Annotated in this window: 17 protein-coding genes; 4 read left to right on the top strand and 13 right to left on the bottom strand. The window is 71.8% G+C overall.

All coding sequences use genetic code 11. The annotated features are described in order from the left end of the window. Positions 1 to 494 precede the first annotated feature (494 nt). A complete protein-coding gene (locus M1O15_RS18610; protein ID WP_248635060.1) occupies positions 495 to 1,460 on the top strand; it encodes a LacI family DNA-binding transcriptional regulator in 966 nt (321 codons plus the stop codon). A gap of 473 nt (positions 1,461 to 1,933) precedes the next feature. On the opposite strand, the gene prcA is transcribed toward M1O15_RS18610, so the two are convergent. From prcA to arc, 5 genes are all read right to left on the bottom strand, one after another. Next, positions 1,934 to 2,686 (bottom strand): proteasome subunit alpha, encoded by a 753-nt coding sequence (gene prcA / locus M1O15_RS18605; protein WP_248635059.1) that lies wholly within the window; start codon positions 2,684 to 2,686, stop codon positions 1,934 to 1,936. A gap of 67 nt (positions 2,687 to 2,753) precedes the next feature. Continuing rightward, entirely contained in the window at positions 2,754 to 3,602 is an 849-nt protein-coding gene (gene prcB, locus M1O15_RS18600; RefSeq protein ID WP_248635058.1) for a proteasome subunit beta, read from the bottom strand. A gap of 496 nt (positions 3,603 to 4,098) precedes the next feature. After that, the gene (locus M1O15_RS18595; protein WP_127911314.1) at positions 4,099 to 4,317 is read right to left on the bottom strand and encodes a ubiquitin-like protein Pup; all 219 of its coding nucleotides are present in this window, start codon (positions 4,315 to 4,317) and stop codon (positions 4,099 to 4,101) included. Between the two features lie 199 nt (positions 4,318 to 4,516). Next, positions 4,517 to 6,028 carry a depupylase/deamidase Dop gene (dop, locus tag M1O15_RS18590; protein ID WP_248635057.1) on the bottom strand — a complete coding sequence of 504 codons (1,512 nt, stop codon included), beginning with the start codon at positions 6,026 to 6,028 and terminating at the stop codon, positions 4,517 to 4,519. A gap of 331 nt (positions 6,029 to 6,359) precedes the next feature. After that, positions 6,360 to 8,126 carry a proteasome ATPase gene (gene arc / locus M1O15_RS18585; RefSeq protein WP_248635056.1) on the bottom strand — a complete coding sequence of 589 codons (1,767 nt, stop codon included), beginning with the start codon at positions 8,124 to 8,126 and terminating at the stop codon, positions 6,360 to 6,362. 232 nt (positions 8,127 to 8,358) lie between these two features. Between arc and M1O15_RS18580 the strand changes: the two genes are divergently transcribed. Continuing rightward, positions 8,359 to 8,670 (top strand): ferredoxin, encoded by a 312-nt coding sequence (locus tag M1O15_RS18580; RefSeq protein ID WP_248635055.1) that lies wholly within the window; start codon positions 8,359 to 8,361, stop codon positions 8,668 to 8,670. 89 nt (positions 8,671 to 8,759) lie between these two features. Here the strand turns inward: M1O15_RS18580 and M1O15_RS18575 are convergent, their stop codons facing one another. The 3 genes from M1O15_RS18575 to M1O15_RS18565 all read right to left on the bottom strand — a co-directional run bounded on the left by M1O15_RS18575 (position 8,760) and on the right by M1O15_RS18565 (position 11,897). Continuing rightward, positions 8,760 to 9,386, bottom strand: a complete 627-nt coding sequence (locus M1O15_RS18575; protein WP_248635054.1) for a hypothetical protein — start codon at positions 9,384 to 9,386, stop codon at positions 8,760 to 8,762. A 238-nt stretch (positions 9,387 to 9,624) separates the two neighbouring features. Then, complete coding sequence (locus tag M1O15_RS18570) at positions 9,625 to 10,521, bottom strand: tRNA (adenine-N1)-methyltransferase (RefSeq protein WP_248635053.1); 897 nt, start codon at positions 10,519 to 10,521, stop codon at positions 9,625 to 9,627. Positions 10,522 to 10,634: 113 nt separating this feature from the next. Continuing rightward, positions 10,635 to 11,897: a site-2 protease family protein gene (locus tag M1O15_RS18565; protein WP_248635052.1), complete on the bottom strand. Its 1,263-nt coding sequence runs from the start codon at positions 11,895 to 11,897 to the stop codon at positions 10,635 to 10,637. A 437-nt stretch (positions 11,898 to 12,334) separates the two neighbouring features. Here M1O15_RS18565 and M1O15_RS18560 point away from each other — a divergent pair, with 437 nt between their 5' ends. Continuing rightward, a complete protein-coding gene (locus tag M1O15_RS18560) occupies positions 12,335 to 13,204 on the top strand; it encodes a RecB family exonuclease (protein WP_308282364.1) in 870 nt (289 codons plus the stop codon). Positions 13,205 to 13,346: 142 nt separating this feature from the next. Further along, positions 13,347 to 14,018: a response regulator gene (locus M1O15_RS18555; protein WP_248635051.1), complete on the top strand. Its 672-nt coding sequence runs from the start codon at positions 13,347 to 13,349 to the stop codon at positions 14,016 to 14,018. A 50-nt stretch (positions 14,019 to 14,068) separates the two neighbouring features. On the opposite strand, the gene M1O15_RS18550 is transcribed toward M1O15_RS18555, so the two are convergent. The 5 genes from M1O15_RS18550 to M1O15_RS18530 form a co-directional block, all read right to left on the bottom strand. Next, complete coding sequence (locus M1O15_RS18550) at positions 14,069 to 14,551, bottom strand: iron chaperone (RefSeq protein WP_248635050.1); 483 nt, start codon at positions 14,549 to 14,551, stop codon at positions 14,069 to 14,071. Positions 14,552 to 14,600: 49 nt separating this feature from the next. Continuing rightward, positions 14,601 to 15,107, bottom strand: a complete 507-nt coding sequence (locus tag M1O15_RS18545) for a helix-turn-helix transcriptional regulator (protein WP_248635049.1) — start codon at positions 15,105 to 15,107, stop codon at positions 14,601 to 14,603. Between the two features lie 107 nt (positions 15,108 to 15,214). After that, positions 15,215 to 16,342 (bottom strand): hypothetical protein, encoded by a 1,128-nt coding sequence (locus M1O15_RS18540; protein WP_248635048.1) that lies wholly within the window; start codon positions 16,340 to 16,342, stop codon positions 15,215 to 15,217. A gap of 167 nt (positions 16,343 to 16,509) precedes the next feature. Next, the gene (locus M1O15_RS18535; RefSeq protein ID WP_248635047.1) at positions 16,510 to 18,099 is read right to left on the bottom strand and encodes an ABC transporter substrate-binding protein; all 1,590 of its coding nucleotides are present in this window, start codon (positions 18,097 to 18,099) and stop codon (positions 16,510 to 16,512) included. Between the two features lie 64 nt (positions 18,100 to 18,163). After that, positions 18,164 to 19,762, bottom strand: coding sequence for an ABC transporter substrate-binding protein (locus M1O15_RS18530; protein WP_248635046.1), 1,599 nt, complete (start codon positions 19,760 to 19,762; stop codon positions 18,164 to 18,166). Between the last annotated feature and the right edge of the window lie 95 nt (positions 19,763 to 19,857).

The raw sequence follows: 19,857 nt of genomic DNA, 5'->3' as shown, positions 1-19,857 counted from the left end.
CGGGCCCCGCGACCGATCCACCGACCCACAGCGCGGAGGCGTGCGTGCACCACCCCCCGGCGGACCAGCCACCCCCCGCGAACTCCCCCACGGCGCAGCAGCCCCCGGCCTCGCCGTCAGCGTCACAGCCCCCTTCGGCCTCACCATCGGCGGCACAGCCACCTTCGGCCTCACCATCAGCGGCACAGGCCTCACCGCCGCACCAGCCCCCAGGCTCACCGTCGGCGGCTCAGGCGACACCGGCCGAGCAGCCCCCCTCAACCGAGCGGCCCACCCCAGCCGAGGAGCCTCCTCCGGCGACGCAACCGCCCCCGGCCTCGGCCCCTCTGTCCCCGCCACCGGCGCAGTCCCCCTCCCCCGCGGACCGTCCCCCGACCGAACCCGGAGCCGCCCCCAAGCCTCGCTCCTCCTCCCGCCCCCCGGCTTCCTCCCGCCCCCCGGCCTCCCGCTCCTCCTCGCAGCCGACCAGCCGGGACGTCGCCCGGGCCGCCGGGGTGTCCCAGGCCACGGTCTCGCTGGTGCTGGGGGAGAAGTGGCGCGGACGGGTCTCCGAGCGCACCGCCGAGCTGGTACGGGCGGCCGCCGCCGAGCTCGGCTACCGGCCCAACCAGGCCGCCCGCAGCCTGCGCCTCGGGCGCACCCGCACCGCCCTGCTGGTGGTCCCGGCGCTGACCAACGAGTTCTTCGCCCGGGTCTACACCGGTGCGGCCGCGGTCGCCGAACGCCATGACTTCGGCGTCGTCCTCTACCCCTCCCCCGAGGGCATCGGCCCGGCCCGCGACCCGTTCGACTCGGCCCGGGCCTCGCTGGACGGGGTGATCGCCTCCTCGATGGCGGCCGCGGCGCTGCGGATGATCCGGGGCACCGATCTGCCGCTGGTGATGCTGGACAGCGACCCGGCCGACCCGGACGCGGCGGCCTGCGTGAACCTGGCCATCGCCGACGGGGTGCGCCAGATCGCCGACCACCTGCTGGACCTGGGCCACCGCCGCTTCCTGCACCTCTCCTCGGCGGTCCCCTCCTGGACCTTCGTGGAGCGCGCCCGGGCGCTGGCCGCCCGGCTGGACGGCGCCCCCGGCGTCTCGCTGCGCACCGCCTCCGCCCCGCTGAACGTCACGGCCGCGCTGGAGGCCGCCGAGCGCGCCCTCTCCGCCCCGGGCCCGCGCCCCACGGCCGTGGTCTGCGACGACGACATCATGGCCGCGGGCGCCTGCAAGGCGGTGCGGCGGCTCGGGCTGCGCGTCCCCGAGGACGTCTCCGTCGCCGGCTTCGACGACCTGGCGCTGGCCTCGGCCGTCGAGCCCGAGCTGACCACGGTCGCCCTGCCCGCCGAGCAGGTGGGCGCGCGCGGCATGGAGGCCCTGCTCGCCGTACTGGCCGGGGACCAGCCCGCCGCCGCCGACCTCCCCATCACCCTGGTCCCCCGCGGCTCCACCGGCCCCGCCCCGGGCGGCGGCTGACCCAAGGGCTCTTTCCGGCTTCAAGGGCTCTTTCCAGCAGGGCTCATCAAGGGCTCTTTGCGGCCTTTCGGGCTCTTTCCGGAGGGCTCTTTCACGGGCTCTTTGCGGCCGGCGTCCGTGCCCCCTTGCCCTTGTCTCGCCCTCGGTGCCTCCTTCCTACTCAGGCAACGAGTGGAAGGTGGGTGGAAGTGCCGGTTCGGCGGAAGTGGCGAGAGGTCGCCACTTCCGCCCTACCTCGCTGTCGGCGCGCATGTCCGCGCCACCCGGGACCCGGCCCCCTGGCGGGGCCCCTGGGACCACCGCGTCCGGGCCCCGTGACGCCCCGCGCCCTAGCCCCGTAACTCTCCGCGCCCCCGGCCTGCGGGGTGCCGCGGGCCGGGGGCGCCGAGTGAGTGGATCGGAATGGAGGGCGGAAGCCGCACCGACCCCTTGTCGGCCGGAGGTGGGTCCTCCGGCCGCTTGCCGACCGGGGGCTAGTCCTCGGGCTCCTCGTCGGAGGGGGCGTCGGTGGGGGCGGTGGCGGCGGAGTCGGTGTCCAGGAGGCGGGAGAGCTGGCGGCCGACGATGCGCCTGAACTTGCGCTGCTGGGGGCGGGTGCGGTCCAGTACGGCCACCTCCAGGCGCTCGGCGGGGATCTCCCGCTCGCCCCCGTTGGTGTCCCGGGAGAGCGCCTGCACGGCCAGCTTCAGGGCCTCGGCGAGGGACATGCCGTCCCGGTGGCGCTGGTCGAGGAAGCTGCTGATCTGTTCGGCGTTGCCGCCGACCGCGACCGAACCGTGCTCGTCGACGATGGAGCCGTCGTGCGGGAGGCGGTAGATCTGGTCGCCCTCGGGGGAGGTGCCGACCTCGGCGACGACGAGCTCCACCTCGTAGGGCTTCTCGCCGGCGCTGGAGAAGATGGTGCCCAGGGTCTGGGCGTAGACGTTGGCCAGGCCGCGCGCCGTGACGTCGTCCCGGTCGTAGGTGTAGCCGCGCAGGTCGGCGTAGCGGACGCCGCCGATCCGGAGGTTCTCGTACTCGTTGTACTTGCCGGCCGCGGCGAAGCCGATCCGGTCGTAGATCTCGCTGAACTTGTGCAGGGCGCGGGAGGGGTTCTCGCCGACGAAGACGATGCCGTCGGCGTACTGCAGCACGCAGAGGCTGCGGCCGCGGGCGATGCCCTTGCGGGCGTACTCCGCCCGGTCCTGCATGGCCTGGGCGGGCGAGACATAGAACGGCGTCGTCACCGGCTGTCCGTTCCTTTCTTCAGGGGCGTGGGAGCGGGCGCACCGCGCAGTGGCGGTTGCGGGAACGTCACAGCAGTGCGGCGCGCGGGCCGTCCGGCTCGGCGAGGCGGCGCTCCAGGATGGAGCGGGCGATCTCGGAGGACTCGGCGTCGGTGAGGCGGCGGAAGCCGTCCTCGGTGATCACGGTGACGATGGGGTAGATCCGGCGGGCCACGTCGGGGCCGCCGGTGGCCGAGTCGTCGTCGGCGGCGTCGTAGAGCGCCTGGACGACGGCGGTGATCACCTGCTCCTCGGTGAGGTCCTCGCGGTAGAGCTTCTTCAGGGAGCCGCGGGCGAAGATGGAGCCGGATCCGGTGGCCGCGTACCCCTGCTGCTCCTCGGAGCGGCCGCCGGTGACGTCGTAGCTGAAGATGCGGCCCTTGTCGCGGTCCACGTCGTAGCCGGCGAAGAGCGGGACGACGGCCAGGCCCTGCATGGCCATGCCGAGGTTGCCGCGGATCATGGTGGAGAGGCGGTTGGCCTTGCCCTCCAGGGAGAGCTGGACGCCCTCGACCTTCTCGAAGTGCTCCAGCTCCAGCTGGAAGAGCTTGACCATCTCCACCGCGAGGCCGGCGGTGCCGGCGATGCCGACCGCGGAGTACTCGTCGGCGGGGAAGACCTTCTCGATGTCGCGCTGGGCGATCATGTTGCCCATGGTGGCGCGCCGGTCGCCGGCGAGCACCACGCCGCCGGGGAAGGAGGCGGCCACGATCGTCGTGCCGTGCGGGGCCTCGATGGCGCCCTGCACCGGCGGCAGGGTGCGCTTGCCGGGCAGCAGCTCCGGCGAGTGGTCGGACAGGAAGTCCATGAAGGACGAGGAGCCGGGCGTCAGGAAGGCCGCCGGCAGACGCCCGGTGCTACGAGGGTTGGCTTCCACGCGTTTCCTTCCAAAAAGAGGCGGCGGCCCGCCGCACCGCGGCGGTCGGGCCGATCATGCGTGCTGTGCACGGGACCTTACCCGTGCTGCTGCCGCTCATCCGTCCTGGTGCCGGCGGCTTTGACCGCCGGCAGCAGGGCGGCGGGGGCGCGGCCGCCGCCCGTCCGAGGGGCGGATCGACTCCGGCCCTCCGGGACGGGCGCCCCTCCCCTCCGCGGACGGGATACCGCCTGCGCAGATGAGGACAGGCGTCCACCCGCTCCTGCGGACAAGCGCCTACCCAATCCTGCGGACAGGCGCCCACCGGCCCCTGCGGACAGGCGTCCACCCGCTTCCGCGGGCATGTGCCCACCCGCTTCCGCGGACAGGCGCCTGCCCAGTCCCTGCGGACGGGCGCCTACCAGCCTCTGCGGACCGGGGACGGGTGCCGCCCGCCCGTGCGGACGGGCCTGCGCCCGGCCGCGCGGACGGGCTTGCGGCGGGCCTGCGCCGCGGGCTACTGCCCGCCCTTCTGCACGAAGGAGCGCACGAAGTCCTCGGCGTTCTCCTCCAGGACGTCGTCGATCTCGTCCAGGACGGAATCGACGTCGTCGGAGAGCTTCTCCTGGCGCTCCTTGAGGTCCTCGGAGGCCTGCGCGTCCTGCGTCTGCTCCTCGGTCTCCTCGGTGGAACGTGTGGCCTTCTGCTGACCGCCGCCGGTGTCCTTGGTCGCCATATCCCTCACCCCGCTCGGTATGCCCGCTTGGTTCGGTCCTTCAAGATCAGACCCTACAAGGAGGGTCCGACAACGGCCCCCGGTTTCCTTGACCGGTTTCCTCGGCGAGGATCCCGGCGCCCGGGGGCCATGGTCATGATTCCCGGCCGGGGGGCCGTTTGCACCCTCCGGCCGGTGCCGGCCGGGAAACGCCTCCGGCTCAGTTGCCGGAGAGTACGCGGACCAGCTCCTCGGCGCTGCGGCACCGGTCCAGCAGGTCCTTGACGTGCTCCTTCGTCCCGCGCAGCGGTTCCAGGGTGGGCACCCGCTGGAGCGAGTCCCGGCCCGGCAGGTCGAAGATCACCGAGTCCCAGGAGGCAGCGGCGACATCGTCGGCGTACTGCTCCAGGCAGCGGCCGCGGAAGTAGGCGCGGGTGTCCTCCGGAGGGTGGGTGCGGGCCCGCTCGACCTCGTCCTCGGTGAGCAGCCGTTTGATCCGCCCGCGGGCCGCCAGCCGGTTGTACAGGCCCTTGTCGGGGCGTACGTCGGCGTACTGGAGGTCGACCAGGTGCAGCCGGGCCGCGTCCCAGTCCAGGTCGTCCCGGCGCCGGTAGCCCTCCATGAGCTCGCGCTTGGCGACCCAGTCCAGCTCGCTGCTGAGGCTCATCGGGTCGGTCTCCAGCCGCCGCAGGGTGTCCTCCCAGCGGTCCAGTACGTCCAGGGTCTGCGCGTCGGCGTCGGCGCCGAACCGGTTCTCCACGTACTTGCGGGCCAGCTCGCAGTACTCCATCTGGAGCTGCACCGCGGTGAGGGTGCGGCCGTTGCGCAGGGTGATCAGGTACTGGAGGGACGGGTCGTGGGAGACCTGGTGGAGGGTGCGTACCGGCTGGTCGACGGCGAGGTCGACGGTGACGAAGCCGTCCTCGATCATGGACAGCACCAGGGCGGTGGTGCCCAGCTTGAGGTAGGTGGAGATCTCCGAGAGGTTGGCGTCGCCGATGATCACATGGAGGCGGCGGTACTTCTCGGCGTCGGCGTGCGGTTCGTCGCGGGTGTTGATGATGGGCCGCTTGAGGGTGGTCTCCAGGCCGACCTCGACCTCGAAGTAGTCGGCGCGCTGGCTGATCTGGAAGCCGTGCTCGCGGCCGTCCTGGCCGATGCCGACCCGCCCGGCGCCGGTGACGACCTGCCGGGAGACGAAGAACGGGGTGAGGTGGCGCACGATGTCCGAGAACGGGGTCTCCCGCTTCATCAGGTAGTTCTCGTGCGTGCCGTAGGACGCGCCCTTGTTGTCGGTGTTGTTCTTGTACAGGTGGATCGGCTGGGCGCCGGGCAGGGCGGCGGCCCGTTCGGCGGCCTCGGCCATGATCCGCTCGCCGGCCTTGTCCCAGAGCACGGCGTCGCGCGGGTTGGTGATCTCCGGCGAGCTGTACTCGGGGTGGGCGTGGTCCACGTAGAGCCGGGCGCCGTTGGTGAGGATGACGTTGGCCAGGCCGATGTCCTCGTCGGTGAGCTGGCTGGAGTCGGCGGCCTCCCGGGCGAGGTCGAAGCCGCGGGCGTCCCGCAGCGGGTTCTCCTCCTCGAAGTCCCAGCGGGCGCGGCGCGCCCGGTGCATCGCCGCCGCGTAGGCGTTGACGATCTGGGACGAGGTGAGCATGGCATTGGCGTTCGGGTGGCCGGGGACGGAGATCCCGTACTCCGTCTCGATGCCCATTACTCGCCGTACGGTCATGCGGCCCTCCTTGCCCGGCGGCGCTCCCCTGCCGGGAACGGCGCTCAAGTACCGCTGGGTGCTCCGATGCGATGTGCGGTGTCCGTCCCCGCACTGCGCGACCCGGCGGTACGGACGAGCCTAGAACGCCTCTGCGCTGGTGGGGAGATCGATTGCGTCATTGTGCGGTGGTGCGGCGGGGTCGCCGCGGCTTGATCACGACGGTTGCCGAGCCGGTCCCGGCGGCTGCCGGGGCCGACCGGGCCCGTAGACGCCAACCGGCTGCGGATGCCCTCCCCCCGCCCGGTGGGGCGGGGCTGGTCGGGGGCACCCGCAGCCGGAAGGCGACTGGCTACAGGTACTGGCCGGTGTTGGCGACCGTGTCGATGGAGCGACCGGTGTCGGCGCCCTGCTTTCCGGTGACGAGGGTGCGGATGTAGACGATCCGCTCGCCCTTCTTTCCGGAGATGCGGGCCCAGTCGTCCGGGTTGGTGGTGTTGGGCAGGTCCTCGTTCTCCTTGAACTCGTCCACGCAGGCCTGGAGGAGGTGGGAGACCCGAAGGCCCTTCTGGTTGTGGTCGAGGAAGGCCTTGATGGCCATCTTCTTCGCCCGGTCCACGATGTTCTGGATCATGGCGCCGGAGTTGAAGTCCTTGAAGTACAGGACCTCCTTGTCACCGTTGGCGTAGGTGACCTCCAGGAACCGGTTCTCCTCGGACTCGGCGTACATCTGCTCCACGACCGACTGGATCATGGCGTGGACGGCGGCCGGCTTGGAGTCGCTGTGCTCCGAGACGTCGTCCGCGTGCAGCGGGAGGGAGGAGGTCAGGTACTTGGCGAAGATGTCCTTGGCGGCCTCGGCGTCCGGACGCTCGATCTTGATCTTCACATCGAGGCGGCCGGGGCGCAGGATCGCAGGGTCGATCATGTCCTCGCGGTTGGAGGCGCCGATGACGATGACGTTCTCCAGGCCCTCGACACCGTCGATCTCGGCGAGCAGCTGCGGGACGATGGTGTTCTCCACGTCCGAGCTGACACCGGAGCCGCGGGTGCGGAAGAGGGACTCCATCTCGTCGAAGAAGACGATGACGGGGGTGCCCTCGGAGGCCTTCTCACGGGCCCGCTGGAAGACCAGGCGGATGTGCCGCTCGGTCTCGCCGACGTACTTGTTCAGCAGCTCGGGGCCCTTGATGTTGAGGAAGTACGACTTCCCCGCGGGCTGGCCGGTGACCTCGGCGACCTTCTTGGCGAGCGAATTGGCGACCGCCTTGGCGATCAGTGTCTTGCCGCAGCCGGGCGGGCCGTAGAGCAGGATGCCCTTGGGCGGCCGCAGCTCGTGCTCCTTGAAGAGGTCGGGGTAGAGGTAGGGCAGCTCGACCGCGTCGCGGATCAGCTCGATCTGGTTGCCCAGGCCGCCGATCTTGTCGTAGTCGACGTCCGGGACCTCTTCGAGGACGAGCTCCTCGACCTCGCTCTTGGGGATGACCTCGTAGACGTAGCCGGAGCGGGGTTCCAGCAGCAGGGCGTCTCCGGGGCGGATGGTGGTGTCCAGCAGCGGCTCGGCGAGCCGTACCACCCGCTCCTCGTCGGTGTGCCCGAGCACCAGGGCCCGCTCGCCGTCCTCCAGGATCTCCTTGAGGGTGACGATGTCCCCGGCCCGCTCGAACTCCATGGCCTCGACCACGTTGAGCGCCTCGTTGAGCATGACCTCCTGGCCGCGCCGCAGGCCCTCCAGGTCGACGCTGGGGCTCACGTTCACCCGGAGCTTGCGCCCCCCGGTGAAGATGTCGCAGGTGCCGTCCTCGTTCGCGGTCAGGAAGACGCCGAAGCCGGCGGGCGGCTGCGCCAGCCGGTCGACCTCCTCCTTGAGGGCCACGATCTGGTCGCGGGCCTCACGGAGCGTGTTCGCCAGGCGTTCGTTCTGCGCGGACACGCCGGCCAGGTTGGTCTGCAGCTCGACGATCCGCTCCTCGAGAATCCTCGTGTGGCGCGGAGAGTCGGCGAGCTTGCGTCGCAGGACGGCGATCTCCTGCTCTAGGTAGGCAACCTGACCGGCGGGGTCTTCAGACCCCCGCCCCGGCCGGATGCCGCGGTTGATGTCGTCGTCGTGGGCTGCCACGGTCCTCACCTCCTCCAAGGGGAGCTGGACGCTTCCTGACCCTACCTGGGTGGGTGATGATTGAAACCCCTAGATCACAAAGACCCGGGGGAGTGTCCGATCTTCACCCTTGCGCTGCCCCTCACTGCCAGGGGGATACCCACCCATCGGCGTTCGAAAGCGGTCGGTTGTATCGTCGGGTGGGCCAACACCCTGCGGGGGTGGCCGGACTTAACCGACGGAGCTGGGAGATATGACCGTGCAGCAGGACGCTCGGACCGAGGGCGCCGACCAGGCGCTGGAGGTCTGGATCGACCAGGACCTGTGCACCGGGGACGGGATCTGCGCGCAGTACGCCCCTGAGGTCTTCGAGCTGGACATCGACGGTCTGGCGTATGTGAAGAGCGCCGGGGACGAGCTGCTCCAGGACGCCGGCGCGACCACTCCGGTGCCGCTGCCGCTGCTCCAGGACGTGGTGGACTCCGCCAAGGAGTGTCCCGGCGACTGCATCCATGTACGGCGCGTTTCGGACAGGGTCGAGGTCTACGGTCCTGACGCGGAGTGACCGCCCCGGCGCCCCGCTGAGGCGGGTTCCGCCACGGCCTGCGGCCCGTATCCGTGGTGCACGGGTGCGGGCCGTCGTCGTACCCGGTGTCACGCCCGGTGGGTACGTGGAGGGGTGGGCCCTCCTCGGATGGCCCCCGGTGTCCCGGCTCCGCTCGCAGTCCCGGTGTCCTTCCCGGTACGGAGGAAGGCGCCGTTCCGCCAGCGCCAGGTGACCGTCTCCCGGGTGTCCGGGCAGCACCGGGGCACGTCCGCGGAGGAGTAGCCGAGCAGCACGGCGGTGACCGCGCCGCCGTCCGCGCCCAGGGCGCCCAGGCTGAGGCGCTCGGCCGGGTCCACCAGGGTGGCCACCACCCGGGCGCCGCCCTTCCCGTCGCCCGCCAGCACGTACAGCCCGCTCGGCGGGGTGCCGGAGCCCGCGGCGCAGCGGACTTCGACGACCGTCTCGGGCCGCCGGTCGCCGTCGAGGTCGCCGGAGGCCCGGCGGACCACCGTGGTGGGGGCGCCGGCGCAGTCCAGGGGGTACGGGACCGAGGCCGCTCCCGGGGCCGGCGCGGCCGCCGGTGCGGGGGTACGGGCCGGCGGGGTGGCGGTGGCGGTGCCCGCCCCGGTGTCCAGCAGCGCGGCGCCGGCGACCACCGAGGCCGTCGCCGCGAGGGTGGCGAGCCACTGCCACGGTCGGGTACGGGTGTGGGCGGGCGCGGCGGGGCTGGGCACGCGGGCTGCTCCTGGGGTCCGGGCGAGGCGGAGGGGGTGGCGGAGGTCGGGAGGTGGCCAGCATCGTGCCATACGGGCCCGCCGGCCGGACATGGCGGGGACGGCAGGGCGCGGGCGGCGACGGCCCGGACATGAGGGCGCCGCCGCCGGGTTCTCCCGGTGGTCGGGGAACTCGGCGGCGGCGTCGCGGTGTTGCCGGCTGGGTGCCTGGGTGGCTTGGTGCCTTGTGGAGGGCGGGTCAGCCTCGGGGCTGGCTGTTGGGGCCCTCGTAGTCCTCGCCGTAGGCGCCCTTGGCCGGGCGTCGGCGGCGCATCGGCGGCTCGACGCCGTCCGCGAGGCGGCGGGCGGTGACCAGGAAGCCGGTGTGGCCGATCATGCGGTGGTCCGGGCGTACCGCCAGGCCCTCCACGTGCCAGTTGCGGATCATGGACTCCCAGGGCTGCGGCTCGGCGTAGCAGCCGATCTCGCGGATGGACTCCACGGTCCGGGCGAGCTGGGTGGTGGTGGCCACGTAGCAGCAGACGATGCCGCCGGGGACGAGGGCCTTGGAGACGGCCTCCAGGCACTCCCAGGGGGCGAGCATGTCCAGGATGACCCGGTCCACATCGGTGTCGACGAGGTTGTCCTGGAGGTCGCCGACGGTCAGCTGCCAGGCCGGGTGGGGGCCGCCGAAGTAGCGCTCGACGTTCCCCTTGGCGATCTCGGCGAAGTCCTCGCGGCGCTCGTAGGAGTGGAGCATGCCCTGGTCGCCGATGGCGCGCAGCAGGAAGCTGCTGAGCGAGCCCGAGCCCACCCCGGCCTCCACGACGCGGGCGCCGGGGAAGATGTCGGCGAAGGCCAGGATCTGCCCCGCGTCCTTGGGGTAGACCACGGCGGCGCCGCGGGGCATGGACAGGACGTAGTCGGGGAGCAGGGGGCGCAGCGCGAGGTAGGCGACGTTTCCCGTGGTTCGGACAACACTGCCCTCGGGGGCGCCGATCAGCTCGTCATGCGGGAAGGACCCCTTGTGGGTGTGGAAGTTCTTCCCGGCTTCGAGCGTGAACGTGTAGTGGCGTCCCTTGGGGTCGGTGAGCTGGACCTGGTCCCCGACCTTGAAGGGCCCGCGACGGCGGGCGGCACCGGTCGGTTCGGACATACGGGCAGCTTATCAAGGGCGGACGGCCCCTCCCGGCCGCCTCCGGCCCCCTGCCGCGCGGCCCGCGCCCGGCCACTGCCGCGCCGGTGCTCCGGCGGTTTCCGGCCGACCGCTCAGTCGGACTTGCGGGCCATCGCCTGGACGAAGGCGCGCTCGACGTCGGCGGTGGACAGCACCCCGTAGACCGCGCCGGTCTCCTCGGTCACCAGGTACTCGGTGGCGGGGTGGGAGCGGAGCCGGTCGAGGAGGGGTTCGCCGGCGAGCTCGGCGGGGATGCGCATGCCCTCGGCGAGGTCCTGGGCGAGGCCGCCGACGGCGACCCAGGGGCGGCGGTGCTGGGGGACGCCGACGATGGCGGCCTCCCGGACGATGGCGGTGGGCTCGCCCTGGCCGTCGACCACCACGAGGGCGCGGGCGCCGGCCTCGTTGGCGCGGCGCAGCCCTTCGGAGAGCGGGGTGTCGGCGGCGACCGGGACGGCGCGGCGGGTCAGCGCGCGGGCGCGCAGCTCGGGCAGGTGCTCGCGGAGCCGGGCCATCCGCAGGCTGTTGCCGGCGCCGGTCCAGATGATCGCGGCGAGGATGGCGGCGAGCAGGGCGTCGGTGACGGTCTCCATGCCGCCGATGTCGCCGCTGTCGTTGCCGAGGATCCCGGTGTGGGTGATGAGGGGCAGCCCGATCAGGACGGCGACGGCGAGGGCGCGGCCGATCCAGGCGGCGGCGATGGTGCCGCTCATGGGCTTGCCGGTGATCTTCCAGACGACGGCGCGCAGCATCCGGCCGCCGTCCAGCGGCAGCCCGGGCAGCAGGTTGAACACGGCGACGATCAGGTTGGAGACCATCAGCCCGGCGACCAGCACCCCGGGGACGGTGCCGGGCTCGACCGCGTGGAGGGCGGCGTAGAAGACCCCGGCGAGGACCAGGGAGAGCAGCGGGCCGACGAAGGCGAGGACGAACTCGCGGCCGGGGGTCTCGGTCTCCTTCTCGATCTCGGAGACGCCGCCGAAGAACTGGAGCTGGATGCGGCGCACCGGGAGCTTGAAGCGGAGCGCGGCGATGGTGTGGGCCAGTTCGTGGACCAGCACGGAGGCGTAGAAGGCGACCGCGAAGAAGAGGGAGACGAGGTAGCGGAGGTTGCCCAGTTCGGGCAGGACGCGCTCGATCTGGTCGCCGAAGACCCAGGTGATGAGGGCGGCGACGAGGAACCAGCTGGGGGCGACGTAGACCGGCACGCCGAAGGGGCGGCCCATCAGCAGGCCGCCGCCCTCCCCGGCCCGCCGCGGCTTCCCGCCGCCCTGGGGCTGGTCACCGGGGTTGTGTTCCGCCGTGGAGTCGGACCGCGGGCGGGGGTGCCCGCCGCTCTCGTCGTCCTTGTTCACGAGGTCCCTTCGGTGTGAGACGTCACACCACGATCATGCAGTGTGGGGGGTTCTGGCGTCGATGGTATGCCGCTGGCTGTCAGTGGCGGGCCGTAGGGTTCTTCACCATGAGCACGAGTCCCCGTCCGCAGCCGGGCGAGCCCGAGGCGGAGCACGGTCCGGAGGGTGGCGGCACCGCCGCCGCTCCGGCGCACCCCGCGGCCCCGGACGACCTGGAGCCGGACCCGGGCCCGGTCTCGGCCCCGGACCCGGTCCGGGTTTCGGCGGTCGCGGTGGTCACCCCGGCCGCGCCCGAGCCATCCGCCGGTCCGGCCGGCGGCGGTCCGGAGGCCGGCGGACCGGATGCGAGCGGACCGGACGCGGGCGTCACCGGCGGGCCGGACGCGGGCGCCCCGGCCACCGGTGGGTCGGACGCGGGCTCCCCGGTCACCGCCGGGGTGGTCACCGGCGGTCCGGTCATCGGCGGGGCGGTCCCTGCCGGGGCGCGGGCGCCGGTGTCCCTCTCTCCCTCCCGGGCGAACGACTTCATGCAGTGCCCGCTGCTGTACCGCTTCCGGGTGATCGACCGGCTGCCGGAGAAGCCGAGCGAGGCGGCGACCCGCGGCACGCTGGTGCACGCGGTGCTGGAGCGGCTGTTCGACGCCCCGGCCGCGGAGCGGACCGTTCCGCGGGCCAAGGAGCTGCTGCCCGGGCAGTGGGCGAAGCTGCTCCAGGCGCGGCCGGAGCTGGCGGAGCTGTTCGCCGGCGACCCGGAGGGCGCGCGGCTGGCCCGTTGGCTGGGCGAGGCCGAGGCGCTGGTGGAGCGGTGGTTCACGCTGGAGGACCCGACCCGGCTGGAGCCCGCCGAGCGGGAGCTGTTCGTGGAGGCGGAGCTCGACTCGGGGCTGAGGCTGCGCGGGGTGATCGACCGGGTGGACGTGGCGCCGACCGGCGAGGTGCGGATCGTCGACTACAAGACGGGCAAGGCCCCGCGCCCGGAGTACCGGGACGGGGCGCTGTTCCAGATGACCTTCTACGCGCTGGTGGTCTGGCGGCTGAAGGGGGTGATCCCCCGCCGGTTGCAGCTGGTGTACCTGGGCAGCGGCGAGGTGCTGACCTACGACCCGGTGGAGGCGGACCTGCGGCGGGTGGAGCGGAGGCTGCTGGCGCTGTGGGACGCCATCGCGCACGCCACCGCGACCGGCGACTGGCGGCCCCGGCCGACGAAGCTGTGCGGCTGGTGCGACCACCAGGAGCACTGCCCGGAGTTCGGCGGCACTCCCCCGGTCTATCCGCTGCCGGTGCTGCCCTCCCAGCGCTCCGGCTGATCCTGTCTCCTTCCCCGGGGCTCCTCCCCTCGGGACTCCTCTGCTCGGGGCTCCTCCGCTCGGGGCTCCTCCCTCGGGCCGATGCGGCGGCCCGCAGCCCCCAGGGCAGAATGGGCGAGGTCAGCCGAGTGAAGGAGTACCTGTGACCATCCGCGTCCTGCTGGTCGACGACCAGCCCCTGCTGCGCACCGGCTTCCGGATGATCCTGGAGGCGGAGCAGGACATCGCGGTCGTGGGCGAGGCCGGGGACGGTCTCCAGGCGCTCGACCAGGTCCGGGCGCTCCAGCCCGACGTGGTGCTGATGGACATCCGGATGCCGCGGATGGACGGTGTGGAGGCCACCCGCCAGATCACCGGCCCCGGCCGGGACGGTCCGGCGAAGGTGCTGGTGCTGACCACCTTCGACCTGGACGAGTACGTGGTGGAGGCGCTGCGCGCCGGGGCCAGCGGCTTCCTGCTGAAGGACGCCCCGGCCGGCGAGCTGGTGCAGGCGATCCGGGTGGTGGCCGCCGGTGAGGCGATGCTCGCCCCGAGCATCACCCGCCGGCTGCTGGACAAGTACGCCGACCACCTGCCCACCGGTGAGCAGCCGGTCCCGGACACGCTGAACACCCTCACCGACCGCGAGGTGGAGGTCCTCAAGCTCGTCGCCCGCGGCCTGTCCAACGCGGAGATCGCCGCGGACCTGTTCGTCAGCGAGACCACGGTGAAGACCCATGTCGGCCATGTGCTGACCAAGCTGAGCCTGCGCGACCGCGTCCAGGCCGCGGTCTACGCCTACGAGAGCGGCCTGGTGCGCCCCGGCGCCCAGTAGCCGTCCTCCCGCGGCCCGCCCGGCGCGCCCGGCGGTCTTCCCGCCCGCCCTCAGCCGACGGCCTTCTTCACCAGGGCGGTGATCCGCTCCTCCACCTCCGGGGTCAGCTCCCTCAGGGCGAAGGCGGTCGGCCACAGGGCGCCGTCGTCGAGCGCCGCCTCGTCGCTGAAGCCGAGCGTCGCGTATCTGGTGCCGAACTTCTGCGCGGCCTGGAAGTGGCAGAGGACCTTGCCGTTCTTGGTGTAGGCGGGCATCCCGTACCAGAGCTTGCCGGCCAGGGTGGGGGCGGCGGCCTTGACGAGGGCGTGGATCCGCTCGGCGAGGACCCGGTCCTCCTCCTGCAGCTCGGCGATCTTGGCCAGCATGTCCCGTTCCGCCGCGGCCTCCTTCTCGGCCTTCGTGCCGCGCCGCCTGGCCGCCTGCTTCTGCTCCTGGGCGTGCTCCTTCATCGCGGCCCGCTCCTCGGCGGTGAACCCGCCGTACTCCTCGGCGGACGTGTCGGGATTGTCGGCGGAGGGCTTGGTGCGCGGCATGGCGGTTCCTTTCGTCAGCTCGTACCGGCGAAGCACGAGGTCATGCTCCTCACGCTAGGCGCTGCTCCCCCGCCCCGGCTTCTCGATTCCTGACCGGTCTGGTCACCTGCTTCGCCACACAGGCCGGCATCCCCTCCAGCGTGATCACCGGCCCTTCGGCCTCAACGCTCTCGGCCCCCGCGTCCGCCGCCCGGCGCCGGAAGGCCCCGGGTGGCATGCCGACCAGCTCGGTGAAGCGGGTGGTGAACGTGCCCAGCGACGCGCAGCCCACGGCGTAGCACACCTCGGTGACGCTCAGATCGCCCCGCCGCAGCAACGCGGCCGCCCGCTCGATGCGCCGGGTCATCAGGTACGCGTACGGCGACTCCCCGTACGCGGCCCGGAACTGCCGGCTGAGGTGCCCGGCGGAGATGTTCTCCCCCCGGGCCAGCGCCTCCACGTTCAGCGGCTGCGCGTACTCCCGGTCGATCCGGTCCCGGATCCGGCGCAGCCGCGCCAGGTCGTCCAGCCGCTGCGCCTCGACACGGGCGCCGCTCTGCCCCTCGGGTCGGCACATGGGGGCACGTCCCTTCGTCTCCGGGGTCCGTGGTGGGGACGGCGTATCTGATGTGAACAGTGTGCGGGGTGTGCACGGTGTGTGTCGTGAGGCTGATCTTGCGGCCGTCACCCGTCGAAGCGCGTCCAGTCGACAGGAAGGTCCGCCCACCGGTCCAGAGCGCTGCGTTGGGTGGCGCCGGCCCAGACGTCGAACTCTTCGCCGTCCTCGCTGCTGACATGGACCACGAGGCCGGGGGCCACGTAGAAGTGGGTGGGCGCCCCTGGCCAGAAGGGGCGCAGAGGTACCGGGTGCAGTGCTTGAGTGAATAGCTCCACCTGTGCCGCGCCGAGCCTGCGGGGCAGGGCCAGATAGTCGGCGCCCAGGGAGGCCTCGAAGAGGGAGAACTGCAGCAGGAAGCCGCTGAGCGGTTCCTGTTCGGCGACCGGTTCCTCGTCGTACTCACGGAACCAGACGGTCGGATCGCTCTCGGCGTCCTCCGTCGTCCACAGCAGCGACCAGAAGAACCCTCCCTGGTTCTCTACGCCGAAGACCAGAGTCTCTCCGGGCGGGTCGGTGAACAGGTCCGATTCGGGCAGGATCCTGTTCTGCGTGCCCAGCACATCCGGTCGCCGCACCGCGATCCGGTACAGCTGCCGCAAGCTTTCCGGCAGGCGTGGTGCCGAGGAGGAAGGCCGTTCGGTGCCGCTCGTGGCCGGATACCAGCCGTCGAGGAACTGTTCGAGCGCCGCCGCACGGTCGCCGTTCACGGCCCTAAGCCAGGTCAGGTCCGGTAGGACGGCCGACGCCGACCGCGGCCGCACCCGGTCGAGGAGGTCCCTGCTCAACGGCGTGTCGAGAAGCAGTTCGCAGTCGCTGAGCACACCGCCCGAAGCGCCGGCCCGGCTCACGTGCGCGGTACCCAGATACAGGACCTCGTCTCCGGTACGGACCGCGATATGGATCGGCGATACATGCCGGCCCCCATCCCAGGCCGTACCCATCAGCCGCTCGGTGACCGTCGCGGGGGCAGGCCCGACCAGACGGACCCTCTCGGCATTCCCTACGCCGCTCCTGTCTCCGGCGGCATGCGCATCGAGGACGATCACCGTGCCACCCGGGCCCATGACCACTCCGGCGCGTCCCACCGTGTGGCGTTCCGCTGTCGTCGGGCCGCCGACGAGCAGGGGCACGTACTCCTCATCGAACGCCCGTACCGAGTGCGGAGAAACGGCGAGGAAAGCCTGGTCGGTCATCCCCGCATCATGCTCGATGGCCGCCGGGCACGGCGCACGCCCCGTGCCGGGGAAGAAGACCCGCACCCGGGCCGTCATGGACGCCGTGCTCGGCGGCCTGCGGACCGGGTGCGGACAGGTAGACGACATGACCCGCGAAACCGCAAGTCAGAACGCCTAACCAAAGATCAGGCCTTCTTGATCTCCCAGAAGCGGAAGACGGTGGAGGCGTCCAGGGTCCATTCCAGGCCGGTGACGCCGTCGCGGGCGACGGCGTACTGCTTGCCCTGCCAGAGGGGGAGGATGGGGACCTCTTCGGCGACCAGGTCCTGGAGTTTGCCGAAGTCCTCCTCGGTGGCGGTGCGTTCGGCGGTGGCGGAGGTGCGCGGGACCAGGGTCTCGCTGATCTTCTTGTTGTGGTAGCGGTTGTCGAGGACGTTGCCCTCGCCGAAGAACGGCTGGGTGAAGTTGTCCGGGTCCGGGTAGTCGGGGACCCAGCCCTTGACGTAGACGCCGTACTTGCCGGCCTTGATGTCCTTCTCGTACTGGTCGAACTCCACCGACTTCACGTCGGCCTCGAACAGCCCGCTCTCGTTGAGCTGGTCGGCGATGGCCCGGAACTCCTCGTCGGTGGAGGGGCCGTAGCGGCTGGGGGTGGACCAGAGGGTCAGCTTGACCTTGTTGGCGGGGCCGTAGCCGGCGGAGTCCAGGACGGCCTTGGCCTTGTCGGGCTGCGGCTGGGCGCCGTAGGCGTCGACGAAGGCGGTGTTGTGGCCGGCGATGCCCGCGGGGATGATCGAGTAGAGCGGGGTGGCGGTGGAGCGGTAGATGTGCTGGACGAGGGCGTCGCGGTCGACCAGGTAGGCGATGGCCTTGCGCACCTCGGCCTTGCCGACGACGGGGTCGCCCATGTTGAAGACCAGGTGCTGGACCTCGGCGCTGGAGCCCTCGACGACCTCGATGCCCTTCTCCGGGGTGGCTGTGGAGGCCTGCATGGCGGCGATCTCGGAGGCGGCGAGGCCACGGTAGGCGATGTCCACCTCGCTCTTCTCCAGCGCCTTGCCGAGGGCCTTGCGGTCGCCGTTGTAGAACTTCAGGGTGACGCCGGCGTTCTTGACCTCGGCGGTGCCCTTGTAGTTCGGGTTGGGCGAGAAGACGGCCTGGGCGTCGTCGATGGAGTCCAGCTTGTACGGGCCGGAGCCGACGGCCTGCTTGTCGCCGCGCAGCTTCCCCTCCGCGTAGGAGCGGTGGTCGACTATGGAGCCGGCGCCGGAGGCGATCTTGCTGGGGAAGGTGGCGTCCGGCACCTTGAGGCGGAAGACGACGGTCTTGTCGTCGGGGGTCTCGATGGTGTCGATGGCCGAGAGCAGCGGGGCCGGGCCGTTGGTGTCGTCGATCTTCAGGGCGCGCTCGAAGGAGAACTTGACGTCCTTCGCGGTGAGGCTGTTGCCGTTGCTGAAGGTGAGCCCGTCGCGCAGGGTGCAGCGGTACACCTTGCTGCCGCCCTCGAAGCCGCACTTCTCGGCGGCCTCGGGCTGCGGGACGGAGGTGCCCTTGGGGAAGCTCAGCAGGGACTGGAAGACGTTGTTGAACAGCAGCCAGGAGCCGGGGTCGTAGCCGGCGGCCGGGTCGGTGGCCAGCACCTTGTCGGACATGCCGACGACCACGGAGCCTTCACCGCCGGCGCCGCCGCCGTCCTCGGTGCCGCAGCCGCTCAGCAGGGCGGCGGCCAGGCCGGCGGCGAGCGGGGCGGTCAGCCACTTGTTGTGTGCCTTCACAGGAACCTTGCCTTGTTGATCTTGAATCCGGCCGGGCCCGTGTGCCCGGCCGGGTACAGCAGGGTCAGGCGTTGCCCCGGCCCAGCTCCCAGAGCTGGAGGTCCGAGGAGGTGTTCAGCGCCCACTCGACGCCGGTCAGCCCGTCGCGGGCGGCGACGTACTGCTTGCCCTGCCACAGCGGCAGCACGGGGACGTCGTCGGCGACGATGTCCTGGATCTGCTCGAAGGCGGGGGTGGCGGCGGTGCGGTCGGCGGCGCGCCGGGACTCGGGGATGAGCCGGCCGCGTGCCGTGTCGCTGACGTAGGAGGTGCCGAGGAAGTTGTCGGCGTCGAGGAAGGGGGCGACGTAGTTGTCCGGGTCCGGGAAGTCGGGGAACCAGCCGAGCCCGTAGACCGGGTAGTCGCCGCGCTTCTGGGCGGGGCGGAACTCCGACCACTTGGCGCCCTCGATGCGCGCCTGGAACAGCCCGGTGGCGTTCAGCTGGTCGCGCAGCGCCTCGAACTCCGCCTTGGTGCCGGAGCCGTAGTGGTCGGTGGTGTAGTGCAGGGTGAGGCTGACCGGTGCGGTGACCCCGGCGTCCTTGAGGATCTCCCCCGCCTTGGTGCGGCTGGGCTCGCCGTACTTGTTGAGGAAGGAGTTGGTGTGGGTGGCGATGGAGGACGGGATCAGCGAGTAAAGCGGCGTGGCGGTGGACCCGTACACCCCGCCGGCGATCTGCCCGCGGTCGACCACGGCGGCCATGGCCTGGCGCACCGCCTTGTCCTTCGCCGAGCCGGCCTTGGTGTTGAAGCCGAGGTAGCGGATCTCCAGGCCGGGGACCTCGGTGATCTCGATGCCCTGGGCGGGCTTGTCGGTGAGGTCCTTGATCTGCTCCGGGGACATGGTCCGGGTCATCATGTCGATCTCGCCGGCCTTCAGCGCCTCGCCCATGGCCTCGGCGCTGTCGAAGGAGCGCAGTTCGACGCGCTCGTTGCGGAGCTTGATGTCGCCCTTGTAGTGGTCGTTCCTGCTGAAGACGACCTTGGTGACGTGGTCGCCGCTGACCGTGGGCCGCATGGTGTACGGGCCGGAGCCGTCGACCTGGAAGCCGTCGCGGAGCTTGTTCCCGTCGTAGGTGTCCTTACTGAGGATGCCGGCGACGGGGGTGGAGAGCTTGTACGGGAAGGTGGCGTCGGGGCCCTTGAGCTGGAAGACGACCTCGTCCCCGCCCTTGGTCTCGATGGTGTCGATGCCCGAGAGCAGCCCGGCCGCGCCGTTGTCGGAGTCGATGGCCAGCGCCCGCTCGATGGAGAACTTCACGTCCTCGGCGGTGATCGGCGTACCGTCCGAGAAGGCCAGGTCGGAGCGGAGGGTGCAGCGGTAGCTCTCGCTGGTCCGGTCGGTGAAGGTGCACTGGGAGGCGGCCTCGGGCACCGGGACGCCGCCGCCTCGCGGCACATGCATCAGGGTCTGGACGGTCTGGCGGAGCACGTTCCACACGCCGGTGTCGTAGGCGAACGCCGGGTCGAAGGGGGCGGAGGCGTCCCGCGTCGCGGTGAAGCGGTCCGTGGTGCCGACGACGATGGTGCCGTCCCCCGAGGCGCTGCCGGTGCTGCCGCAGGCGACGAGCACGGGGGCGAGCAGGCCGAGTACGGCCGGCAGCACCAGGGTCTTGCGGTTCATGGGGGACGTTCTCCTCATCCGGCACGCGGTACGGCGGTGTTCTCACCTCGCCGCGCCGCCCGGTGGGGCGGGGCGATCGGCCGGGGGCCGGGCAC

This window comes from Streptomyces lichenis (assembly GCF_023218175.1).
In the GTDB taxonomy this organism is placed as follows: Bacteria; Actinomycetota; Actinomycetes; order Streptomycetales; family Streptomycetaceae; genus Streptomyces; species Streptomyces lichenis.
The sequence above is the reverse complement of the archived record's forward strand: the minus strand, read 5'-3'. Positions and strand labels throughout refer to the sequence as shown.

Bases quoted from the DNA above. Each gene is read 5' to 3' on its own strand.
- M1O15_RS18580 (WP_248635055.1), top strand. From the start codon at position 8,359: ATGACCGTGCAGCAGGACGCTCGGACCGAGGGCGCCGACCAGGCGCTG.
- dop (WP_248635057.1), bottom strand. From the start codon at position 6,028: ATGACCGTACGGCGAGTAATGGGCATCGAGACGGAGTACGGGATCTCC.
- M1O15_RS18530 (WP_248635046.1), bottom strand. From the start codon at position 19,762: ATGAACCGCAAGACCCTGGTGCTGCCGGCCGTACTCGGCCTGCTCGCC.
- M1O15_RS18570 (WP_248635053.1), bottom strand. From the start codon at position 10,521: ATGTCCGAACCGACCGGTGCCGCCCGCCGTCGCGGGCCCTTCAAGGTC.
- M1O15_RS18540 (WP_248635048.1), bottom strand. From the start codon at position 16,342: ATGACCGACCAGGCTTTCCTCGCCGTTTCTCCGCACTCGGTACGGGCG.
- M1O15_RS18545 (WP_248635049.1), bottom strand. From the start codon at position 15,107: ATGTGCCGACCCGAGGGGCAGAGCGGCGCCCGTGTCGAGGCGCAGCGG.
- M1O15_RS18595 (WP_127911314.1), bottom strand. From the start codon at position 4,317: ATGGCGACCAAGGACACCGGCGGCGGTCAGCAGAAGGCCACACGTTCC.
- M1O15_RS18550 (WP_248635050.1), bottom strand. From the start codon at position 14,551: ATGCCGCGCACCAAGCCCTCCGCCGACAATCCCGACACGTCCGCCGAG.